The following is a 20,192-nucleotide window of genomic DNA, read 5'->3' as shown; positions in this document are numbered from 1 at the left end:
GCATATGTTTGACATTCAGTCATCCACCGCAAGGCGCCCACACAAGTCACCTGCGCACACTGTCAAAGATCTCAATCACTTGCTGACCGTTTCCGCTTCAGCGTTGGAACATTTCGTTCCGAGTGAGCCGCTCATCTTACATCGTTTTTCCTGTCCGTCAACACCTTCAGCCAAGAATTTTTGCTGCCGGGTTTTCGGTGGAACCCCGCGAGGAAGAGCATCTCGTTCGGGGAGGAGCGGAATAATAGCGTGGCCCTACGGGGTTGGGAAGGGGGGCGAACGAAATTTTTTCACGCCGATGACAATCGCCGCGGGCGTCCATGGCCGGCGAGCCCCGTCAGGCTTGGGATTCAGACCGTTTGCGGCCACCGGGACCGGAGATCGGGCGCCCAAGCGGAGCGTCCGGCCCTCACGTACCTATATAGGTTTTAAGGCCTGCCACCGTTCCAGGCCCATGCTCTACTTTCGAGGACTTGCTGGCGGAAGGCCGTCCGAGGCCACCTTTGCCATGTCGGACTGGCCCGGCGCTCCAGCACAGTGGTCGTTGGCCGCCAGGTCGTGCCGACACGGAACGCCGACGTGGTAGGGAATGAGGGCTTCGGGACTGAGCCTTTCCAGGATGTCCCACTCGTCTTCGAACGGAATGAACTGCTGCATGGTGCTGCTCCTGCCGGGGTTGCCCGCCTGTTTCCGGCGTGCAGGAGGCATATAAGCAAACGGCCCGGTCCGTACGATGACGGAATCGGGCCGTTTCAGGGCAACGCGGGGATCAGGATCAGTCGATTTCGATCATCTCGAAGTCGTCCTTGGTCGCACCGCAGTCCGGGCAGGTCCAGGTGTCGGGGACGTCGACCCAACGGGTGCCGGGTTCGATGCCTTCGTCGGGCAGCCCCAGCGCCTCGTCATAGATGAAGCCGCAGACGACACACATCCATTTGCGCAGGGTGCCGGTTTCGTTGGTGCTCTGATTCATCGTGGACTGCTTGATATGGACAATAAGAGGTTCATTCTCGCAACTCCCCCGCCGATGCGAAAGCGTATGGCGCCGCTTTTCCAGGATCGATAGGCATGCATGCAAAACTCCAGGGCCAAGGCCTTTACGTCATCACCGATGGCCCTCGCCCCAACCTGCTCGAGGCAGTGGCGCAGGCGCTGGCCGGCGGCGCCCGGCTGCTCCAGTACCGGGACAAGACGACCGACCATCCGCGCCGCTTCGACGAGGCCCGGGCCCTGCGCGCGCTGTGCGCGGCCCGCGGCGTGCCGCTGATCGTCAACGACGACGTGGAACTGGCGCGTGCAGCCGGCGCGGCCGGGGTGCATCTGGGGGAGGACGACAGCGACATCGCCGCTGCCCGTGCCGTGCTCGGCCCGGACGCCATCATCGGCGTGTCGTGCTACGACTCGCTGGAGCGTGCCCGCGAACTCGTCGCCGCGGGTGCCGATTACGTGGCTTTTGGCGCGTTCTTTCCATCGCCCACGAAGCCGCATGCACGCCGTGCTTCCTTCGACCTGCTGCGGCAGTCCGCCGCGCTGGGCGTGCCGCGAGTGGCGATTGGCGGCATCACGCCAGACAATGGCGGTTCGCTGATCGATGCCGGCGCCGACTATCTCGCCGTGATCTCGGCCGTGTTCGGCGATCCGGACGTCCGCGGCGCCGCCGAGCGCTTTGCCCAACTCTTCCCTTCGCACTGAGACTTGCCCGATGACCACCAACCACGAACTTTTCCAACGCGCGCAGCAGCTGATGCCCGGCGGCGTGAACTCGCCGGTGCGCGCCTTCAAGTCGGTGGGTGGCGAGCCGTTCTTCACCGCCCGGGCGGATGGCCCGTACCTGTGGGATGTCGAAGGCAAGCGCTATATCGACTATGTCGGCTCGTGGGGTCCGATGATCGTGGGCCACAACCATCCGCACGTGCGCGAGGCGGTGGAGAAGGCGGTGAAGAACGGCCTTTCCTACGGCACGCCCTGCCCCGCCGAAGTCACCATGGCGGAAACCATCACGCGGCTGATTCCGTCCATCGACATGGTGCGCATGGTGAACTCCGGCACCGAAGCGACGATGTCGGCCATCCGCCTGGCGCGCGGCGCGACCGGGCGCAACCTGATCGTGAAGTTCGAAGGCTGCTACCACGGCCATGGCGACAGCTTCCTGGTAAAGGCCGGCTCCGGCGCGCTCACGTTCGGCGTACCGACCTCGCCGGGCGTGCCCAAGGCCAACGCGGACCTGACCCTCACGCTCACCTACAACGACCTCGATGCCGCGGTGCGCCTGTTCGACGAACACGGCCACGACATCGCCGGCCTGATCATCGAACCGGTGGCGGGCAACATGAACTGCATTCCGCCGAGGGATGGCTATCTGCAAGGGCTGCGCGAGCTGTGCACCAAGCACGGCGCGCTGCTGATCTTCGACGAGGTGATGACGGGCTTCCGCGTCGCGCTGGGCGGCGCGCAGGCGTACTACGGGGTCACGCCGGACCTGACCACCTTCGGCAAGATCATCGGCGGCGGCATGCCGGTCGGTGCCTACGGCGGCCGCCGTGACCTGATGCAGCAGGTGGCTCCGGCGGGACCGATCTATCAGGCGGGCACGCTGTCCGGCAATCCGGTGGCGATGGCCGCGGGCCTGGCCATGCTGGAGCTGATCCAGGCGCCCGGCTTCTACGACCAGCTTGCCGCACGCACGCGCCTGCTCACCGATGGTTTGCAGGCCGTAGCGGACGGCGAAGGCGTGGCCTTCAGCACCAACCGCGTGGGCGGCATGTTCGGCCTGTTCTTCACCCGGGAGAAGGTGGACAGCTACGCGCAGGCCACGGCGGCGGACACGGCGATGTTCAACCGCTTCTTCCACGGCATGCTGGAGCGCGGCGTGTATCTCGCGCCGTCCGCTTTCGAGGCGGGCTTTGTGTCCAGCGCCCACAGCGAGCAGGACATCGCCGATACGCTGGAAGCCGCGCGCGGCGCGCTGCGTGCGGCGCAGGGCTAAACGCGAAGATCGATGCGTCCGCGGTGCGCCTTCTTTCGGGAAGGCGCACCGCAAGAACCGACTCAGCCAGCGATAAAACTGCGCAACGAGGCGTCGAGGCGCTGAAGTCCTTCGGCGACGTCTTCATCGCTGATGTTGAGCGCCGGCACGAAGCGCAGCACATCCGGGCCCGCCTGCAGCACCAGCAGGCCGTGGGCCGCCGCGTGGTCGAGAATGGCGCCGGCCTTGCCCTTGTTGGCTTCGTTGAGCACGGCGCCCAGCATCAGGCCGCGACCGCGCACTTCGTCGAACAGATGCAGCGAGGCGTTGATGCGCGCCAGGCCATCACGCAGCGCCTGCGACTGGCGCGCGACGTTGGCCAGCAACTCCGGCGACGACAGCTTGCGCAGCGCCACGCGCGCCACGGCCGCCGCCAGCGGATTGCCGCCGAAGGTGGTGCCGTGCGCGCCGAACTGCATCACCTCCGCCACCTTGGGGCCGGCCAGCATGGCGCCGATGGGGAAGCCGCAGCCCAGCGCCTTGGCCAAGGTGACGATGTCGGGCTTCACACCGTCCTGCACGTGAGCGAACAAGGTGCCCGAACGGCCCATGCCGCACTGGATTTCGTCCAGCACCAGCAGCGCGCCGTACTGGTCGCACAGCTCGCGCACGCGCTGGATGAACCCCGGCGCCGCCGGCAGCACGCCGCCTTCGCCCTGCACCGGCTCGAGCATCACGGCCGCCACGTCGCCATGCGCGAAAGCGGCTTCCAGCGCGGGCACGTCGTTGAAATCGAGGTAGCGGAAGCCGCCAGGCAGCGGCTCGTAGCCTTCCTGATACTTGGGCTGCGCGGTGGCCGTCACCGTGGCCAGCGTGCGTCCATGGAAGGAGCCGCGGAAGGTGACGATGACGCGCTTGTCCGCCTCGCGCCCCTGCGCGGCTCCCCACTTGCGCACCAGCTTGATGGCCGCCTCGTTGGCTTCCGCGCCGGAGTTGCAGAAGAACACGCGCTCGGCAAAGCCGGAGGCCGCCACCAGTTCCTCGGCCAGGCGCAGCGGCGGTTCGCTGTAGAACACGTTGCTGGTGTGCCAGAGCTTGTGCGCCTGCGTGGTCAACGCTTCGAGCAGGTCGGGATCCTGATGGCCCAGCGCATTGACCGCGATGCCCGCGCCGAAGTCCACGTAGTCGCGGCCCTGGGTGTCCCACACGCGCGCGCCCTTGCCGTGGTCCAGCACCACATCGCGCGGTCGATACACCGGCAGCCAGTAGCGCTTGCCGAGATCGATCAGGGACTGGGCGGACGGGTCTTGCGCGTGCATGTCGTACTCCGGGCATCGTCGCGACGGACGACACCATGCGTGGGAAGGAATGGGTGGGGATACGCCGCCTGCGGCGGCGTCCGCGCATCGTAAGCCCTGGGGAGCGGCTTTGCACGGTGACGGCCGCTGTACCCGCGGCGGGCGATGCACGGAAGCCCGCCGGCGGAAGGTGTGACATTTCCCCTGTCCGCTGTAACCCAAGTGATACGACTTCCCGGAAACCGCGCTGTTACAGGTGTCAGGCGCCCTTCCCGGCATCCAGGAAGGGCCTACGTTGTAACGCCATTAGCACGGTTCAAAGCAGGCTCGCGGCCGCCAAAGCCCGGAAACCGCAGGTTTTCGGCCATTGCCCGGTGTTGGCACGGCGATTGCTCGCTTTACACTGTACAGGCGGGAAAGGGGGAAAGGGCCAGCTGCGACAACGCGCCGAACACCGCGATACGGAGTGTCTCGGCGACAGGATGGCAATGCCCTTGGATGGCCCAGGGCTAAGTCGGCACGAACCTCGCAGCTGGCAACCGGATCACTGGCTCCCGCCACTCACCGGTGGGAGGAACGTCGCAAAGCATTCCGCCGCAAGGCGGTCATGAGGGCGGTAACCCGGCAACCCCTGTGGCCGGGGCACCAATGGAAGCCCCCGACCCGACCCCTGCGGGTCGGGGGCCTTCCTTCTTCTTCCCGCACGCAGCATTCCCCACGGTCGGCCAGGCGCCGCCGGGGTGGGCGGCGGGTGCTTGCAGTCGAGGGTGACTGGGCTGGCGCCCAACCAGTCATGTAGAAGCGAGCATCCGCCGCCCGCCCTGGCGGTCGGGCCGGCATGGTTTTCCTCGCGGCATGAGGCGTTCGGTCAGCGCAGCTCGTCCAGCGCGAGCTGATGCTTCTTGCACAGGCGATAGATGGTCACGCGCGACACCTTGAGCCGGCGCGCGCATTCGCTCACGTTGAACCGGCTTTCGCGCAGGCAGGCGATCACCGCATCGCGCTCGGCCGCCACGCGGGTGCTGCCCAGGCTGGAGCGCGCCGCCTGCTTGGTCAGCACCTCGGCAAGATCGAGATCGTTGACGCTGATGAGCGCATCTTCCGCCACCACCGCCGCGCGCTGCACGCGATTGAGCAGCTCGCGCACATTGCCCGGCCAGGTGAAGTCCAGCATGGCGCGGCGCGCGCTGGCACTGAAGGCGCGTGCGCGGCTGGGATGTTGTTCGCGGAAAGCATCGAGGAACTTCTGGGCCAGCAGCACCACGTCGTCCTCGCGCTCGCGCAAAGGCGGCATGCGCAGGCGCAGCACGTTGAGGCGGTAATAAAGATCCTCGCGGAAGCGGCCCTGCTCCACCGCCTTTTCCAGGTCCACATGGGTGGCGGCCAGCACGCGCACGTCCAGCTTGATCAACTGGCTGCTGCCGACGCGCTCCAGCGTGCCTTCCTGCAGGAAACGCAGCAGGCTGGTCTGGGCGTCCAGCGGAAGATCGCCCACTTCATCGAGAAACACGGTGCCACCGGCCGCCGTTTCAAAATGGCCGATGCGCCGCGCATTGGCACCCGTGAACGCGCCACGCTCGTGGCCGAACAATTCGGACTGCACCAGGTTCGGCGGCAACGCGCCGCAGTTGATCGCGGCGAACGGCCGCTCGGCGCGCGCGGAAAGGCTGTGCAGGGCGCGCGCGGCCACTTCCTTGCCGGTGCCGGTTTCGCCGGTGATCAGCACGGGCAGCTCCACCGGTGCGTACTTGCGCACGCTGGCCACCACGGCGCCAATGGCCGCACTGCGGCCGGTCACACCGATATCGCCGGGGTCCGCCGCGCGCGGCTGATCGCCGCCGATGCGTGCCAACGCCTCGACCAGCCGCTCGACGTCGACCGGCGTGGAGAAGTATTCGATGCTCGCTTCCAGAATGCGGTCGATCAGCGGCTCGTGCGTTGGCATGTCGGGCGAGATCAGCGCCACCCACGGCAGCCACGGGTGATCGGCCATGAGCTCGGCCATGGCATGGGCGGAAGCCGGGTCGCCGTGCCGAAGATCGGCCAGCGCCACCACGGTGTCGTTGTTGCGCATGCCCACGCCGCCCTGGGTACCGGCGTCGGCCACGCGGACGATCCAGCCCGCTTCGGTCAGTACCGTCCGCTCCTCAGCGGCAGGCTGCCCAAACCAGACGACGCATCGCCTGGCTTCCTCCCTCAGTACAGCCATGGTCCCTCCCCTAACCCCTCGAAGGGTCACAGGTCTCGGCCGGTCGTTGCCACCTCCTGTGGCCCCCCGGTAACCACGTCCGTCGCGCCAAGCTAGCCCGCGACCGCTACAGAAATGTGATATGGGTCACACAATATACAACTCTGCTGTCCGCGGTCACCCCACAAATGGCGCAGCTCCCGTCGAACGGAAGCCGGAGGCCCGGCGGCGGGCTAGCACCTATGGCCTAGGGAGCGCTCCATCGCCCGGGTCGAGGCCGCCATGGCAAGCCTCGTGACAGCGCCGGCTTACCAGACGCCCGTATTGGGCATCGACGCCCACGGCTCCTGCGGCGGCAGATGGCCGTCCTGCAGCAGTTCCACCGAAATCAGGTCGGGCGAGCGTACAAAAGCCATGTGTCCATCGCGTGGCGGGCGGTTGATGGTGTAGCCCATCGCCTGCAAGTGGGCGCAGGTCTGGTAGATGTCGTCCACGCGGAAGGCGAGGTGGCCGAAGTTGCGGGCACTGCCGTAATCCTCGGTGGAACCCCAGTTGTAGGTCAGCTCGATCTCCGCCTCCGGCGAATCGGCCGCGGCAAGAAACACCAGGGTGAACTTGCCCGCCGCGTTTTCCACGCGGCGCATTTCCTTCAGGCCAAGGCCTTCGCAGTAGAAGCGCAGGCTCTGCTCGATGTCGCGTACGCGGATCATGGTGTGCAGGTATTTCATGCGGACCTCGATGGCACGGCGGAGGAGCCGTCGTCGTGAGTGAAGAACGGGCGAATGCGCTGCGCCATCGCTTCCAGTGCATCGCGCGGCGAGGGCGTGGGCACGCCGCCGGGATAGACGCGGAACAATCCGTCCGCCACGCGTCGCGGCTGCACATGCAGGTGGAAGTGCGGCACTTCCTGGCCACCGGCCTTGCCGTTGGACTGCCACAGGTTGAGCCCCGGCGCATGGAACGCGGCGCGCAAGGCATGCGCCACGCGCACACCCAGCTGCATGACGTCGCCGGCCAGGCCGGCGTCGATGGCGTAGATGTCCTCGACGTGCGCCTTCGGTATCACCAGCACGTGGCCGGGCACCGCCTGGCGCAGATCGAGAAACGCCAGCGCGTGTTCCGTCTGCGCGATCACGTTGGCCTCGAGGCGTCCGGCGACGATCTCGCAGAACGGACAGACCATGGCCCTTATCCCAGGAACAGGTCGGGCAACGGTTCCTGCGACGCATCCATGGCGTACCAGGTGAAGTCCGTCACGCCCGCCTCGTGCAGCACTTCTTCATCGATCAGGAAATGTCCCGCAAAACCCTTGGCCTCGCGCGTGAGCACCGCATGCGCCGCGTCGGCGACGATGGTGGGCTTGCGGCAGCGCTCCAGCGGTACGCCCGGAATCATGTTGAGCGCGTCGGTGGCGATGATGGTGCGCGGCCACAGCGCATTGACCGCGATGCCCTTGCTGCCCAGCTCGCCGGCCAGGCCGAGCGTCACGAAGCTCATGCCCATCTTCGCCAGCGTGTAGCCCGTGTGCGGCGCCCACCATTTCGTGGCGAGCGACGGCGGCGGCGCCAGCGTGAGGATGTGCGGATTGTCGGACTTGAGCAGGTGCGGCAGACAGGCCTGCGCGCAGAGGAAGCTGCCGCGCGCATTGACCTGCTGCATCAGGTCGAAACGCTTCATCGGCGTGTCGGCGAGACCGGCCAGCCAGATCGCGCTGGCGTTGTTCACCAGGATGTCGATGCCGCCGAAGCGCTCCACCGTGGCGGCCACGGCGGCCTTCACCTCGTCCTCTTCGCGGATGTCGCACTTGATCGGCAGCGCCTTGCCGCCGGCGGCTTCCACCTCCTGCGCAGCGCTGAAGATGGTGCCCGGCAGCTTGGGATTGGGCACGCTGCTCTTGGCGACGATCGCCACGTTGGCGCCGTCGCGCGCCGCGCGCTGTGCAATCGCCAGGCCGATGCCGCGCGACGCGCCGGTGATGAAGAGGGTCTTGCCGGCCAGGCTGCTCATGAACGTGTCACCTCGATCGTGGGTGAGCCAGTGTAGAAGTGCGCCATGCGAGCGCAAGGTGCAGAACAGGCCAATCGCCGCCTCGATGGCGGCTCACGCGCGCTGGAAGCGCGGGAGGATGTCGCGCAAGTCGGTCAGCCGCTGTATCGGATCGGTGAGTTCGAGCAGCCGCTGCTGCTCGTCCGTCTGCAGGGGCAGCAGTTCCGCCAGGCGAAAGCCCAGCCAACTGGCATCGTCATAGCGTTCGCGCGGCGCGTTGCGCCAGTGCGGCGCCATGTTCTCGATCAGCCGTTCCAGGATCACCTGCAGCAAGGCCAGTTCTACCGGCACGCTCTGCGCCGGCTCCGCCGGCCACGGCTCCACGTCGCCGCGCACCAGGCCGTCGGAACGCACGCGCGTACGCGCCACGCGAAAGCGCTCGCCGCCCTCGGCAAGAATGCCCAGCAGGCCATCCTCGCGGTTATGGAAATCGACGATGCGGGCGAGCGTGCCGACGGCCGCGGGCAAGGCGGGCGCGCCCGCCTCCTGTCCCTCCAGGATCAGGCAGACGCCGAACGAACTGCCGGTGCGCGCGCATTCGCGGATCATGTCGAGGTAGCGCCGCTCGAAAATGCGCAGCGACAGCTGTCCACCGGGATAAAGCACGGTACCGAGCGGGAACAGCGGCAAGTCGAGAGTGGGTGACTGGGCAGCCATGCGGGAAGTCTAACCGCGCCGTCTTCGCACCTACAGGAATGACCCAGCGATCAGGACTTGATGGCCTCGGCGAAACGGCGCGGCGCGCCTTCGAAACCGCCATTGGACATGAAGACCACGTGATCGCCCGCGCGCACTTCGCTGCGCAAGGCGTCGATCAACGCATCCACTGTCGGCACCGTGCTGCCGCGGCCGTGCAATGCGCCGGTGACGCGCCCCGCATCCCAGGAAAGCTCGGGGCGATGCAGGAACACCACCGCATCCGCATCCGCCAGCGACGGCGCCAGCGCGTCGGCGTGCGCGCCCAAGCGCATGGAATTGGAGCGGGGCTCCAGCGCGACCACGATGCGCGCCTTGCCCACCTTCGCACGCAGGCCTGCGAGCGTGGTGGCGATGGCGGTCGGGTGATGCGCGAAGTCGTCGTACACGCGCACGCCGTTCGCCTCGCCCACCACTTCCATGCGCCGCTTGACGCTCTGGAAGCTCGCGAAGGCCGGCAGCAAGGCGCGAGGATCGGCGCCGGCCGCCGTGGCCGCAGCCAGCGCAGCGAGTGCATTCATCACGCTGTGGTTGCCAAGCAGGGGCCAGTGAATCTCGCCGATCACGTCGCCATGGCGGCGCACGGTGAAAGCGGAACCATCGGCCTCGATCAGTTCGGCCTGCCAGTCGCCCTGCCCGATGCCGAAGGTTTCCACCGGCGTCCAGCAGCCCATGGCCAGCACCTCGGCCAGATGATGGTCGTGCGCGTTGACGATCAGCCGCCCGTTGCCGGGCACCGTGCGCACCAGGTGATGGAACTGGCGCTGGATGGCGGCCACGTCGGGGAAGATGTCCGCGTGGTCGTATTCGAGGTTGTTGAGGATCGCGATGCGCGGGCGGTAGTGCACGAACTTCGAGCGCTTGTCGAAGAAGGCGCTGTCGTACTCGTCCGCCTCGATCACGAACGGCTTGCCGTCGCCCTTGCGCGCGGATACATCGAAATTGCCCGGCACGCCGCCGATCAGGAAACCGGGCGAGAGGCCCGCGCTTTCCAGCAGATGCGCGAGCAGGCTGGTGGTGGTGGTCTTGCCGTGCGTGCCTGCCACGGCCAGCACCTCGCGCCCGGGCAGCAGCGTTTCGCCCAGCCACTGCGGGCCGGAGATGTAGCGCAGCTGCTGGTCGAGCATGTATTCCACGGCGGGGTTGCCACGCGTCATCGCATTGCCCACCACGACCAGATCGGGCGCGGGCTTGAGGTGCTCCGCCGAGTAGCCGTTCATCAGGCCGATACCCAGCGCCTCCAGCTGCGTGCTCATGGGCGGGTAGACGTTGGCGTCGGAACCTTCGACGGTGTGGCCAAGCTCGCGCGCCAGCGCGGCGACGCCGCCCATGAAGGTGCCGCAGATGCCGAGGATGTGCAGACGCATGCAGAAGCCTTTCGGTGGAACCGGGCGAACCTTGCGCCCCAAACGTATCGGGCCGCCTTGCGGCGGCCCGGAGTATCAGCCGTTGGCGGCGGCCGATTCGGCGGCGAGCGCACGCTTGACGCGTGCGGTGACCTCGTCGAGCTCACCCACGCCGTCGACCACCTGCAGCTTGCCGCGACGGGCGAAGAAATCGGCCACCGGCGCGGTCTGCTCGGCATAGACCTTCAGGCGATCGCGCACGACCACCGGATCGTCGTCCTTGCGATGTTCGGCGGCGAAGCGGATCTCGCAGCGGGCGATGATCACTTCGTTGGGCACGTCCAGCTTCACCACGGCGTCCAGCGGCTGGCCGATCTTGGCCAGCAGGTGGTCGAGCGCGTCGGCCTGGGCCAGGTTGCGCGGGTAACCATCGAGGATGAAGCCGCCCTTCACGTCGTCCTGCGAAAGGCGTTCTTCCAGCATGGCCAGCAGGATGTCGTCGGACACCAGCTTGCCCGCATCCATCACCGCCTTCGCCTTCAGGCCCGTCGGCGTGCCGGCGGCCACGGCGGCGCGCAGCATGTCGCCGGTCGAGATGTGCGGTACGCCGAGTTCCACCTTCAGACGCGCAGCCTGGGTGCCTTTGCCCGAACCGGGCGGACCGAGTAGGACGAGTCGCATAGTGCTCCAAGGTATCCACGAACCACGCACGCTGCGAGGCCCGTCGGATGCAAGAAAAGTGGCGTCCAAAGTAGCTTCTGCGGGCCATGGCGTCAAACCGACAAAGCGACCTGGAAACGGCAAGTGTCTGTTGCCAAAAGGGTTAACCGTGACACGCGAATGTCACAGGGACGCGGCCGGCGGGCGGGATTTAAGCTCTACCGGTCCCTTTCGAGGAGAAGACCGTGCCCGCACCGCGAATCCACATCGTCACGCTGGGCGTGAGCGACCTCGCACGTTCACGCCAGTTCTACGAGGCCTGGGGCTGGAAGGCCTCCTCGGCCAGCAACGACAACATCGTGTTCCTCAAGGGCGGCGCGGGCGTGCTCGCGCTGTACGGGCGCGAGGCCCTGGCCGAGGACGCGCTGGCGGAAGACCTGCCCACGGGTTTTTCCGCGGTCACGCTGGCGCGCAACGCCACGTCGAAGGAAGAAGTGGACGCATGGTTCGCCACCGCCCTCGCCGCCGGCGCGCGCGAACTGAAGACGCCGCAGGAGGCCTTCTGGGGCGGCTACTCCGGCTACCTCGCCGACCCTGACGGACATCTGTGGGAATTCGCATTCAATCCGTACTTCGTGTTTGATGAGCACGGCAACCTCGCCCTGCCCGATTGAGAGAACCATGGCCGCCAAGACATCCAAGCCCGAAGGTCGTCTGCTCTATGCCCAGTCCGGCGGCGTCACCGCCGTCATCAACGCCACCGCGGCCGGCGTCATCGACGCGGCGCGTGCCAAGGGCGTGCCGGTCTATGCCGCGCACAACGGCATCCTCGGCGCGCTGCGCGAGGAGTTGATCGATACGGGCAAGGAATCCAAGGCAGCCATCGCCGCGCTGCGCCACACACCGGGCGGCGCATTCGGTTCGTGCCGCTACAAGCTCAAGTCGCTGGAGGCCAACCGCGCCGAGTACGAGCGGCTGATCGAAGTGTTCCGCGCGCACGACATCCGCTGGTTCCTCTACAACGGCGGCAACGACTCGGCCGATACCGCGCTGAAGCTCTCGCAGATCGGCAAGGCGATGCATTACGACATCCGCTGCATCGGCGTGCCCAAGACGGTGGACAACGACCTGGCCGTCACCGACTGCTGCCCCGGGTTCGGCTCCGTCGCGAAATACACGGCCGTCTCCACGCTGGAAGCGAGCCTGGACGTGGCATCCATGGCGGACACCTCGACCAAGGTCTTCATCCTGGAAGTGATGGGCCGCCACGCGGGCTGGATCGCCGCGGCCTCGGGCCTCGCCGGCGAAGGCGCGGACGCGCCGCCGCACATCATCCTGTTCCCCGAGCGCACGTTCGACGAAGCCGCCTTCCTCGCCAAGGTGAAGGCCACGGTGGAACGCGTGGGCTGGTGCACCGTGGTCGCGTCCGAAGGGCTGCTCAACGCGGACGGGCAATTCCTCGCCGAAGCCGGCACGCGCGACGCCTTCGGCCACAGACAGCTTGGCGGCGTGGCCCCGGTGCTCGCGGCCCTGGTGAAGGAAAAGCTCGGCTACAAGTACCACTGGGCCCTGCCCGACTACCTGCAGCGTTCCGCGCGCCACCTGGCGTCGAAGACGGACGCCGACCAGGCCTACGCCGTGGGCAAGGCCGCCGTCGACTACGCGCTGGCCGGCATGAACGCGGTGATGCCGGTGATCGTGCGCACCAGCGACGCGCCGTATCGCTGGAAGATCGAACCCGCCCCGCTGTCGAAGATCGCCAATCGCGAAAAGAAGATGCCGGCGAGCTTTCTCACCCGCGACGGCTTCGGCATCACCGCCGCAGCCCGCCGCTACCTGTCGCCGCTGATCCAGGGCGAAGCGCCGCCGCCGTACGGCAAGAACGGACTGCCGCAGTACGCGACGCTGAAGAACGCCAGGGTGCCGCAGAAGCTGGCGCCGTTCGGCCGATAAGCGTCATCGCAGGAAGCGCTCCAGGCTCACCCGGTAGTCGGCGTGATCCTGGATGTCGTTGTGTCCGGCCTCCGCCACCTGTTGCAACACGAGCGGCTCTTGGCCGCGGGTCACGGTCACGGTCACCAACTGCAGCATCGTCCGCAAGGAATTCAACGCCTCCCGCGATTCCTGTACGCCAATTCAGATGGATAAGCCGAGGCTGAAAGCTTGCACGACGCCTTCGAAAAATCACGCCCGGCGTTCAGGCGCAGATTTTTACGATGCAATTGCCCGATAAATCCTATGTATGGCGACGACGGGCACTCCTAGGAGGATGCGATGAAGACTCTATCCAGCGTGTTCGTAGCCCTGGCCTTGCTGGCCGGCAGCGGCGCGGCGTCGGCCGACCCCTGGCACGACCATGACCGGGGTCGCGGCCATTACGACGACCACGGCCGTGGCCGCGGACACGACCGTGACCGCCACGACCACTGGGAACGCCGCTACTACAGCGACCGCGGCTACTACGGCCGCCCGCATCGCTGGGAACGCGGCTACCGCTATGACGGACCCATGTACATCGTGAACGACTACCGGGGTTATCGCCTCGCGCCCCCGCCCTATGGCTACCGCTGGGTGCGCAACGACAGCAGCTACCTGCTGGTATCGATCGGCGACAACATGATTCTGGACATGGTCGTGCGCTGATACCTCGGCGCAACTTATAAATCACCTGGGCGGTGCCGCAAGGCGCCGCCTTTTTTGTGACCCGGTGCCGCAGCGCGCTGCGTCGCACAACACGACTGTCGTCAGCCTCTGTCTATACTCCGGGGGACCGCCCTTTCTGGGCGGCCGCCGTATCGGGGGTGCCGATGGGTGGCCCCGGTGCATATCGCTACCATTCCCGGGGAGGCTCCGATGCTGCAGCAGTATGGCTTGTGGATCGTGCTGGCTTGTGCGGTCCTGGCGGTTCTCTACGGCGCACTATCCGTGCGCTGGATCTTGGCGAAATCGCCCGGCAACGCACGCATGCAAGAGATCGCTTCCGCGATCCAGGAAGGCGCGAAGGCGTATCTCAACCGCCAGTACACCACCATCGGCGGCGTCGGCGTGGTGTTGTTCCTCATCATTGGTTTCGCCCTGGACTGGGGCACGGCCATCGGTTTCGCGATCGGCGCGGTGCTGTCCGGCGCCACCGGCTACATCGGCATGAACGTTTCCGTGCGCGCCAACGTACGCACCGCGGAAGCCGCGCGCGGCGGCCTGGCCGCGGCGCTGAACGTGGCGTTCCGCGGCGGCGCCATCACCGGCATGCTGGTGGTGGGGCTGGCCCTGCTGGGCGTCACGGCCTATTACGTCGTGCTGGGACACATGGGCTACGAAACCATGCATGCGCTGCATGCGCTGGTGGGGCTGGCCTTCGGTTCGTCGCTGATCTCGATCTTCGCCCGCCTGGGCGGCGGCATCTTCACCAAGGGCGCGGACGTGGGCGCCGACCTGGTGGGCAAGGTGGAAGCCGGCATCCCTGAGGATGATCCGCGCAATCCCGCCGTGATCGCCGACAACGTGGGCGACAATGTGGGCGACTGCGCGGGCATGGCCGCCGACCTGTTCGAAACCTACGCGGTGACGCTGATCGCCACCATGCTGCTCGGCGGCGTGCTGGCCGAGCAGACCGGCAGCAACGGCGTGCTGTATCCGCTGGTGCTGGGCGGCGCGTCCATCGTGGCCTCGGTGATCGGTACCTTCTTCGTGAAGGCGCGCGGCACCAAGATCATGAACGCGCTATATGCGGGCGTGGCCGTGTCGGCGGTGTTGGCGGCGATCGCCTTCTGGCCCATCACCAGCCAGCTGATGGCCGAGTCGGCTTACGGCGTGGGACGCCTGTATGGTTGCGCGCTGATCGGCCTGGTGCTGACGGGTGCGATGGTGGTGATCACCGAGTACTACACCGCCACCGAGTACAAGCCGGTGCAGCACGTGGCGCAGGCATCGACCACCGGCCACGCGACCAACATCATCGCGGGCATCGGCGTGTCGATGAAATCCACCGCGCTGCCGGTGCTGGCGGTGTGCGCGTCCATCTGGGGCGCGTATCAGCTGGGCGAACTGTATGGCATCGCCATCGCCGCCACGGCCATGCTGAGCATGACCGGCATGATCGTGGCGCTCGACGCCTATGGCCCGATCACCGACAACGCCGGCGGCATCGCCGAGATGGCCGAGCTGCCGCCGGAAGTGCGCGCGGTGACCGATCCGCTCGACGCCGTGGGCAACACCACCAAGGCGGTGACCAAGGGCTACGCCATCGGCTCGGCCGGCCTTGCCGCGCTGGTGCTGTTCGCCGACTACACGCACAACCTCAACCAGCACCTCAACCTGACGGATTTCCGCTTCGACCTGTCCAACCCGTACGTGATCATCGGCTTGTTGATCGGCGGCCTGATCCCCTACCTGTTCGGCGCGATGGCCATGGAAGCGGTGGGCCGCTCGGCCGGTGCCGTGGTGGAAGAAGTGCGCCGCCAGTTCCGCGAGATCAAGGGCATCATGGAAGGCACCACCAAGCCCGACTACTCGCGCGCGGTGGACATGCTCACGCGCTCGGCCATCAAGGAAATGCTGGTGCCATCATTGCTGCCGGTGCTGGTGCCCGTGGTGGTGGTGTTCGGCTTCAAGTGGCTGGGCGGCCCCGAGGCCGGCGCGCAGGCGCTGGGCGGCGTGCTGATCGGCACCATCGTCACCGGACTGTTCGTGGCGATCTCCATGACCACCGGCGGCGGCGCGTGGGACAACGCCAAGAAGTACATCGAGGACGATCACTTCGGCGGCAAGGGCTCCGACGCGCACAAGGCCGCCGTCACCGGCGACACCGTGGGCGATCCGTACAAGGACACGGCAGGCCCGGCGGTGAATCCGCTGATCAAGATCATCAATATCGTGGCGCTTTTGTTGATTCCGCTGCTGTAACCGTGCGGTGCAATGCCCGATCACGACGGTGGCGATCGGGCGAACCCGCATGGCGCATTGGCTCCCTCTCCCCAGAGGGGAGAGGGTTGGGGTGAGGGGCCACGCTGGCCTCAGTTCTCTTTGTTCCATCCTCCGCGTAAAAAGCGGGCTCAAAACGACGCCCCCGCAAGCACCCGCCCCTCACCCCGGCCCTCTCCCCAAAGGGGAGAGGGAGAAGTGCGGTGCCCTGACTTTCGCCACGCGCCCCGGGCCTTGCGCGCCAACACACTCGGTTTTCCCGATGCACTCATCCAAGGACACGGCATGACATCCAAGACCACACTCTGGCTGGCACTCGCGCTGGGCATCACACTAGGCGGCATGACGCACGCAGCCGACAACATCAGCCCCTCCGCCAAGGATCCCAATCTCTGGCTGGAAAACATCGACGGCACCAGGCAGCTCGACTGGGTCAAGCAGCAGAACGCCGAGACGGTGAAGAAATACGCCGACAGCGCCGAGTTCAAGCAGCTCGATGCGCGCCTGCTCGAAGTGCTCGATTCCAACGACCGGATTCCCATGGTCAGCAAGATCGGCGATCACTTCTACAACTTCTGGCGCGACAAGGAACATCCCAAGGGCCTGTGGCGCCGCACGACGCTGGACGAGTACCGCAAGGACAAGCCGAACTGGGAAACGGTGATCGATCTCGACGCGCTCTCGGCGGCCGAGAAGGAAAACTGGGTATGGCACGGCGCCGGCTGCCTCAAGCCGGAGTACCGTCGCTGCACCGTGTTCCTTTCGCGCGGCGGCGCGGACGCCAGCGTGATGCGCGAGTTCGACCTCAAGGACAAGCAGTTCGTGAAGGGCGGCTTCGAGCTACCCGAAGCCAAGATGGACGTGAACTGGATGGACGGCGACCATCTCTACGTCGCCACCGATTTCGGACCGGGCTCGATGACCAAGTCGAGCTATCCGCGCATCGTCAAGGAATGGAAGCGCGGCACGCCGCTGTCCAGCGCGACCACCGTGTACGAGGCCAAGGACGATGACATGTCGGTCTCGGCCACGCGCGACCAGACGCCCGGTTTCCAGCGCGACTTCGTGACGCGCCAGATCGCCTTCTACGACAGCGAGACCTTCCTGCGCGGCAAGGACGGCAAGCTCACCCGGATCGACGTGCCCACCGACGCCAGCACCGACGTGCATCGCGAGTGGCTGCTGATCGAGCCGCGCAGCGACTGGACAGTTGGTGGCAAGACCTACAAGTCCGGCTCGCTGCTCGCCGCGAAGTTCGACGATTACATGGCCGGCAAGCGCGACATCACGGTGCTGTTCGAGCCCACGGAGACCACCGCGCTCGACGGGTATTCGTGGACGCGCCACCAGGTGATCCTCAACGTGATGGACAACGTGGTGAACAAGCTGGAAGTGCTCACGCCCGGCGAAGGCGCGTGGAAGCGCGAGCCGCTGGGCGGCGCGCCGGCCTTGTCCACCATCGCCGCGGCCGCGGTGGATGAAGACGACGGCGACGACTACTTCCTCACCGTGTCCGGCTTCCTGCAGCCCACCACGCTCTACTACGGCACGCTGGGCCAGGGCGATGCGCAGGCGATCAAGCACAGCCCGAGCTTCTTCGATGCCTCGAAGTACGCGGTGAGCCAGCACTTCGCCACCTCCAGGGACGGCACGCGCGTGCCCTACTTCGAGATCGCGCCGAAGAACCTCAAGGCCGACGGCAAGAACCCCACCCTGCAATACGGCTACGGTGGCTTCGAGGTTTCGCTGCAGCCCGCCTACAGCGGTGGCGTCGGGCGTGCGTGGCTGGAGAAGGGCGGCGTGTATGTCATCGCCAACATCCGCGGCGGCGGCGAGTACGGCCCGCGCTGGCACAAGGCCGCACTGAAGGCCGACCGCCTGCGCGCCTATGAGGATTTCGCCGCGGTGTCGCAGGATCTGTTCAAGCGCAACATCACCTCGCCGCAGCACCTGGCCGCCATGGGCGGCAGCAACGGCGGCCTGCTGATGGGCAACATGCTCACACTGTATCCGCAGCTCTATGGCGCCATCGTGAGCCAGGTGGCGTTGCTCGACATGCAGCGCTACACCCACCTGTCGGCGGGCGCCTCGTGGATCGCCGAATACGGCGATCCGGACAAACCGGCGGAATGGGCGTGGATCCAGAAATTCTCGCCGTACTTCAACGCCAAGGCCGGCCAGAAGTACCCGCCCGTGCTGTTCACCACCTCCACGCGCGACGACCGCGTGGGCCCGGTGCATGCACGCAAGATGGCCGCGAAGCTGCAGGCGCTGGGCTATGACGCCAGCTTCTACGAGAACATCGAAGGCGGCCACGGCGCGGCGGCGGACAACAAGCAATCCGCCTTCATGAACGCGCTGGGCTATACCTACCTGTGGGATCACGTGAAGTAAGCGGGCTTCCTGCGTACCATGGTGCGCTGGCATAAGCCGGCGCATCTTTTTTGTCCGCATGAGCAACCTCACGATCCGCCCCGAACTGCGTGAATGGATTCTCTCCACCAGCCGCTCCGGCTGCAGCCTCAGCGACCTGCTGAAGATGCTCAAGGACGCCGGCTACGGCGGTGAACAGAGCCGCCAGATCGTCGCCCGCGTATTGAACCTGCCCTTGGCCACGGTCATGGCGGCAGCCAAGAACAAGGTCGTCGGCGTGCGAACCCGCCATCCGCAGGCGCCTGTGCAGATCGTCGGCGATCATCCGGTGAAGATCACCGTGAGTACCGACGCGCCCGTGGTGCGCGTGCTGGAACACCTGCTTACGCCGGAGGAATGCGACGGGCTGATCGCGGAGGCGAAACCCCGCCTGGCCCGCTCGCTGACGGTGGACGTCGATGGCCGCCATCAGACCGACGAACGTCGCACCAGCCAGGGCATGTTCTTCGCCATCGGCGAGTCGCCGCTGGTGCAACGCATCGAGCAGCGCATCGCCGATCTGCTCGCCATTCCCGTCAATCACGGCGAAGGCCTTCAGATCCTGCATTACCAGCCCGGCCAGGAATACGAGCCGCATTTCGACTGGTTCAACCCCGACCAGCCGGGTTTCTCCGCCGTCACCGCGCGTGGCGGGCAGCGCATCGCCAGCGTGGTGATATATCTCAACACGCCCGAGGAAGGCGGCGGCACGGCCTTCCCACGCATCGGCCTCACCGTGACGGCCATGCGCGGTTCAGCCGTCTATTTCGCCTACGACACCGGCGACGAAGCCTCGCTGCACGCCGGGCTGCCTGTGATCAAGGGCGAAAAGTGGATTGCCACCAAGTGGTTACGGGAGCGTCCCTACCAGGCCTGAAGGCCCGCCCCAGGCCGGTCTCAGACTGAACTGCAACCGCCCCGCGAGCGCGCAGGGCTGCTGCGGCGCACCACCTTTTGCCGTAATATTTCCAGTCTTTGCACTCACTTAAGCCTAAGGACACGCACATGGGTCTGCACCTCGTACCCGCCGGCCGCAAGGTTCCGGACGAAATCAACGTCATCATCGAAATCCCCAAGGATGCGGAGCCCGTCAAGTACGAGGTGGAGAAGGAAAGTGGCGCGATCTTCGTCGACCGCATCCTGTCCACGCCCATGCGCTACCCCTGCAACTACGGCTACGTGCCGGGCACGCTGGGCGGCGACGGCGACCCGCTCGACGCGCTGGTGATCCTGCCGCTGCCGCTGGTGCCGGGCGCGGTGATCCGCTGCCATCCGGTGGGCATGCTCAAGATGACCGACGAGGCCGGCAGCGACGAGAAGCTGGTGGTGGTGCCGGTGGAGAAGATCTTCGCCGGCTATGCGCACATCAAGGACATCAAGTCCGTCTCCGGCCACTGGCTGGAGCGCATCGGCCACTTCTTCGAGCACTACAAGGACCTGGAGAAGGGCAAGTGGGTCAAGGTGGAAGGCTGGGTCGGCGCCGACGAAGCCAAGGCCGAGATCGAAGCCGGCATCGCGCGCTACCAGGCTGACAAGAAGGCCTGAGCCAGGAGTTCTGTCCAACATCTCACGCGTGCGCCTCTATACCCTCACGTCATTCCGGCGCAGGCCGGAATGACGTGAGGGAAATGAACTTCACGGAGATGGATGGACAGATTCCA

At 66.4% G+C, this 20,192-nt stretch carries 20 protein-coding genes; 9 read left to right on the top strand and 11 right to left on the bottom strand.

The features are described from left to right. Positions 1-459: 459 nt before the first annotated feature. Positions 460-657, bottom strand: coding sequence for a hypothetical protein (locus tag BDW41_RS09880; RefSeq protein WP_074548354.1), 198 nt, complete (start codon positions 655-657; stop codon positions 460-462). Positions 658-775: 118 nt separating this feature from the next. Beyond that, entirely contained in the window at positions 776-973 is a 198-nt protein-coding gene (locus BDW41_RS09875; RefSeq protein ID WP_074548352.1) for a rubredoxin, read from the bottom strand. 95 nt (positions 974-1,068) lie between these two features. On the opposite strand from BDW41_RS09875, the gene thiE reads away from it, so the two are divergent. Together thiE and hemL are read left to right on the top strand one after the other, a co-directional pair. Then, positions 1,069-1,692, top strand: a complete 624-nt coding sequence (gene thiE, locus BDW41_RS09870; protein ID WP_074548350.1) for a thiamine phosphate synthase — start codon at positions 1,069-1,071, stop codon at positions 1,690-1,692. Between the two features lie 10 nt (positions 1,693-1,702). After that, positions 1,703-2,986, top strand: coding sequence for a glutamate-1-semialdehyde 2,1-aminomutase (gene hemL / locus BDW41_RS09865; protein ID WP_074548348.1), 1,284 nt, complete (start codon positions 1,703-1,705; stop codon positions 2,984-2,986). Positions 2,987-3,048: 62 nt separating this feature from the next. Here hemL and BDW41_RS09860 read toward each other — a convergent pair whose 3' ends face one another. The 8 genes from BDW41_RS09860 to BDW41_RS09825 all read right to left on the bottom strand — a co-directional run bounded on the left by BDW41_RS09860 (position 3,049) and on the right by BDW41_RS09825 (position 11,220). Continuing rightward, a complete protein-coding gene (locus tag BDW41_RS09860) occupies positions 3,049-4,284 on the bottom strand; it encodes an acetylornithine transaminase (RefSeq protein ID WP_074548346.1) in 1,236 nt (411 codons plus the stop codon). An 847-nt stretch (positions 4,285-5,131) separates the two neighbouring features. Then, positions 5,132-6,472 (bottom strand): sigma-54 dependent transcriptional regulator, encoded by a 1,341-nt coding sequence (locus BDW41_RS09855; RefSeq protein WP_074548343.1) that lies wholly within the window; start codon positions 6,470-6,472, stop codon positions 5,132-5,134. Between the two features lie 287 nt (positions 6,473-6,759). Further along, the gene (locus tag BDW41_RS09850; protein WP_074548341.1) at positions 6,760-7,179 is read right to left on the bottom strand and encodes a VOC family protein; all 420 of its coding nucleotides are present in this window, start codon (positions 7,177-7,179) and stop codon (positions 6,760-6,762) included. Continuing rightward, a complete protein-coding gene (locus BDW41_RS09845) occupies positions 7,176-7,634 on the bottom strand; it encodes an HIT family protein (RefSeq protein WP_074548339.1) in 459 nt (152 codons plus the stop codon). The genes BDW41_RS09850 and BDW41_RS09845 overlap by 4 nt, the downstream gene beginning before the upstream one ends. Before the next feature lie 5 nt (positions 7,635-7,639). Beyond that, the gene (locus BDW41_RS09840) at positions 7,640-8,458 is read right to left on the bottom strand and encodes an NAD(P)-dependent oxidoreductase (protein ID WP_074548337.1); all 819 of its coding nucleotides are present in this window, start codon (positions 8,456-8,458) and stop codon (positions 7,640-7,642) included. Between the two features lie 93 nt (positions 8,459-8,551). Beyond that, positions 8,552-9,154, bottom strand: coding sequence for an LON peptidase substrate-binding domain-containing protein (locus tag BDW41_RS09835; RefSeq protein ID WP_074548335.1), 603 nt, complete (start codon positions 9,152-9,154; stop codon positions 8,552-8,554). A 50-nt stretch (positions 9,155-9,204) separates the two neighbouring features. Further along, positions 9,205-10,560 carry a UDP-N-acetylmuramate:L-alanyl-gamma-D-glutamyl-meso-diaminopimelate ligase gene (mpl, locus tag BDW41_RS09830; RefSeq protein WP_074548333.1) on the bottom strand — a complete coding sequence of 452 codons (1,356 nt, stop codon included), beginning with the start codon at positions 10,558-10,560 and terminating at the stop codon, positions 9,205-9,207. 75 nt (positions 10,561-10,635) lie between these two features. Continuing rightward, positions 10,636-11,220, bottom strand: a complete 585-nt coding sequence (locus BDW41_RS09825; protein WP_074548331.1) for an adenylate kinase — start codon at positions 11,218-11,220, stop codon at positions 10,636-10,638. Between the two features lie 224 nt (positions 11,221-11,444). On the opposite strand from BDW41_RS09825, the gene BDW41_RS09820 reads away from it, so the two are divergent. Next, positions 11,445-11,873, top strand: coding sequence for a VOC family protein (locus BDW41_RS09820; protein WP_074548329.1), 429 nt, complete (start codon positions 11,445-11,447; stop codon positions 11,871-11,873). Between the two features lie 7 nt (positions 11,874-11,880). After that, positions 11,881-13,152, top strand: coding sequence for a 6-phosphofructokinase (locus tag BDW41_RS09815; RefSeq protein WP_074548327.1), 1,272 nt, complete (start codon positions 11,881-11,883; stop codon positions 13,150-13,152). 3 nt (positions 13,153-13,155) lie between these two features. Here BDW41_RS09815 and BDW41_RS23370 read toward each other — a convergent pair whose 3' ends face one another. After that, positions 13,156-13,299 (bottom strand): hypothetical protein, encoded by a 144-nt coding sequence (locus tag BDW41_RS23370; protein WP_158536993.1) that lies wholly within the window; start codon positions 13,297-13,299, stop codon positions 13,156-13,158. 174 nt (positions 13,300-13,473) lie between these two features. Here BDW41_RS23370 and BDW41_RS09810 point away from each other — a divergent pair, with 174 nt between their 5' ends. The 5 genes from BDW41_RS09810 to ppa all read left to right on the top strand — a co-directional run bounded on the left by BDW41_RS09810 (position 13,474) and on the right by ppa (position 20,076). Next, positions 13,474-13,842 carry an RcnB family protein gene (locus tag BDW41_RS09810; protein WP_074548325.1) on the top strand — a complete coding sequence of 123 codons (369 nt, stop codon included), beginning with the start codon at positions 13,474-13,476 and terminating at the stop codon, positions 13,840-13,842. 210 nt (positions 13,843-14,052) lie between these two features. Next, a complete protein-coding gene (locus tag BDW41_RS09805; RefSeq protein ID WP_074548323.1) occupies positions 14,053-16,101 on the top strand; it encodes a sodium-translocating pyrophosphatase in 2,049 nt (682 codons plus the stop codon). Between the two features lie 360 nt (positions 16,102-16,461). Next, complete coding sequence (locus BDW41_RS09800; protein WP_074548521.1) at positions 16,462-18,513, top strand: prolyl oligopeptidase family serine peptidase; 2,052 nt, start codon at positions 16,462-16,464, stop codon at positions 18,511-18,513. A 58-nt stretch (positions 18,514-18,571) separates the two neighbouring features. Beyond that, positions 18,572-19,408 carry a 2OG-Fe(II) oxygenase gene (locus tag BDW41_RS09795; RefSeq protein ID WP_074548321.1) on the top strand — a complete coding sequence of 279 codons (837 nt, stop codon included), beginning with the start codon at positions 18,572-18,574 and terminating at the stop codon, positions 19,406-19,408. Between the two features lie 128 nt (positions 19,409-19,536). Then, positions 19,537-20,076 (top strand): inorganic diphosphatase, encoded by a 540-nt coding sequence (gene ppa / locus BDW41_RS09790; RefSeq protein WP_074548318.1) that lies wholly within the window; start codon positions 19,537-19,539, stop codon positions 20,074-20,076. Positions 20,077-20,192: the final 116 nt, after the last annotated feature.

The organism is Dyella sp. AtDHG13 (assembly GCF_003201105.1).
In the GTDB taxonomy this organism is placed as follows: domain Bacteria; phylum Pseudomonadota; class Gammaproteobacteria; order Xanthomonadales; family Rhodanobacteraceae; genus Dyella; species Dyella jiangningensis_B.
Note: the sequence above shows the minus strand (reverse complement) of the source record. Positions and strands in the feature narration are given on the sequence as shown.

Bases quoted from the DNA above. Each gene is read 5' to 3' on its own strand.
- BDW41_RS09880 (WP_074548354.1), bottom strand. From the start codon at position 657: ATGCAGCAGTTCATTCCGTTCGAAGACGAGTGGGACATCCTGGAAAGG.
- BDW41_RS09875 (WP_074548352.1), bottom strand. From the start codon at position 973: ATGAATCAGAGCACCAACGAAACCGGCACCCTGCGCAAATGGATGTGT.
- thiE (WP_074548350.1), top strand. From the start codon at position 1,069: ATGCATGCAAAACTCCAGGGCCAAGGCCTTTACGTCATCACCGATGGC.
- hemL (WP_074548348.1), top strand. From the start codon at position 1,703: ATGACCACCAACCACGAACTTTTCCAACGCGCGCAGCAGCTGATGCCC.
- BDW41_RS09860 (WP_074548346.1), bottom strand. From the start codon at position 4,284: ATGCACGCGCAAGACCCGTCCGCCCAGTCCCTGATCGATCTCGGCAAG.
- BDW41_RS09855 (WP_074548343.1), bottom strand. From the start codon at position 6,472: ATGGCTGTACTGAGGGAGGAAGCCAGGCGATGCGTCGTCTGGTTTGGG.
- BDW41_RS09850 (WP_074548341.1), bottom strand. From the start codon at position 7,179: ATGAAATACCTGCACACCATGATCCGCGTACGCGACATCGAGCAGAGC.
- BDW41_RS09845 (WP_074548339.1), bottom strand. From the start codon at position 7,634: ATGGTCTGTCCGTTCTGCGAGATCGTCGCCGGACGCCTCGAGGCCAAC.
- BDW41_RS09840 (WP_074548337.1), bottom strand. From the start codon at position 8,458: ATGAGCAGCCTGGCCGGCAAGACCCTCTTCATCACCGGCGCGTCGCGC.
- BDW41_RS09835 (WP_074548335.1), bottom strand. From the start codon at position 9,154: ATGGCTGCCCAGTCACCCACTCTCGACTTGCCGCTGTTCCCGCTCGGT.
- mpl (WP_074548333.1), bottom strand. From the start codon at position 10,560: ATGCGTCTGCACATCCTCGGCATCTGCGGCACCTTCATGGGCGGCGTC.
- BDW41_RS09825 (WP_074548331.1), bottom strand. From the start codon at position 11,220: ATGCGACTCGTCCTACTCGGTCCGCCCGGTTCGGGCAAAGGCACCCAG.
- BDW41_RS09815 (WP_074548327.1), top strand. From the start codon at position 11,881: ATGGCCGCCAAGACATCCAAGCCCGAAGGTCGTCTGCTCTATGCCCAG.
- BDW41_RS09810 (WP_074548325.1), top strand. From the start codon at position 13,474: ATGAAGACTCTATCCAGCGTGTTCGTAGCCCTGGCCTTGCTGGCCGGC.
- BDW41_RS09805 (WP_074548323.1), top strand. From the start codon at position 14,053: ATGCTGCAGCAGTATGGCTTGTGGATCGTGCTGGCTTGTGCGGTCCTG.
- BDW41_RS09800 (WP_074548521.1), top strand. From the start codon at position 16,462: ATGACGCACGCAGCCGACAACATCAGCCCCTCCGCCAAGGATCCCAAT.
- BDW41_RS09795 (WP_074548321.1), top strand. From the start codon at position 18,572: ATGAGCAACCTCACGATCCGCCCCGAACTGCGTGAATGGATTCTCTCC.
- ppa (WP_074548318.1), top strand. From the start codon at position 19,537: ATGGGTCTGCACCTCGTACCCGCCGGCCGCAAGGTTCCGGACGAAATC.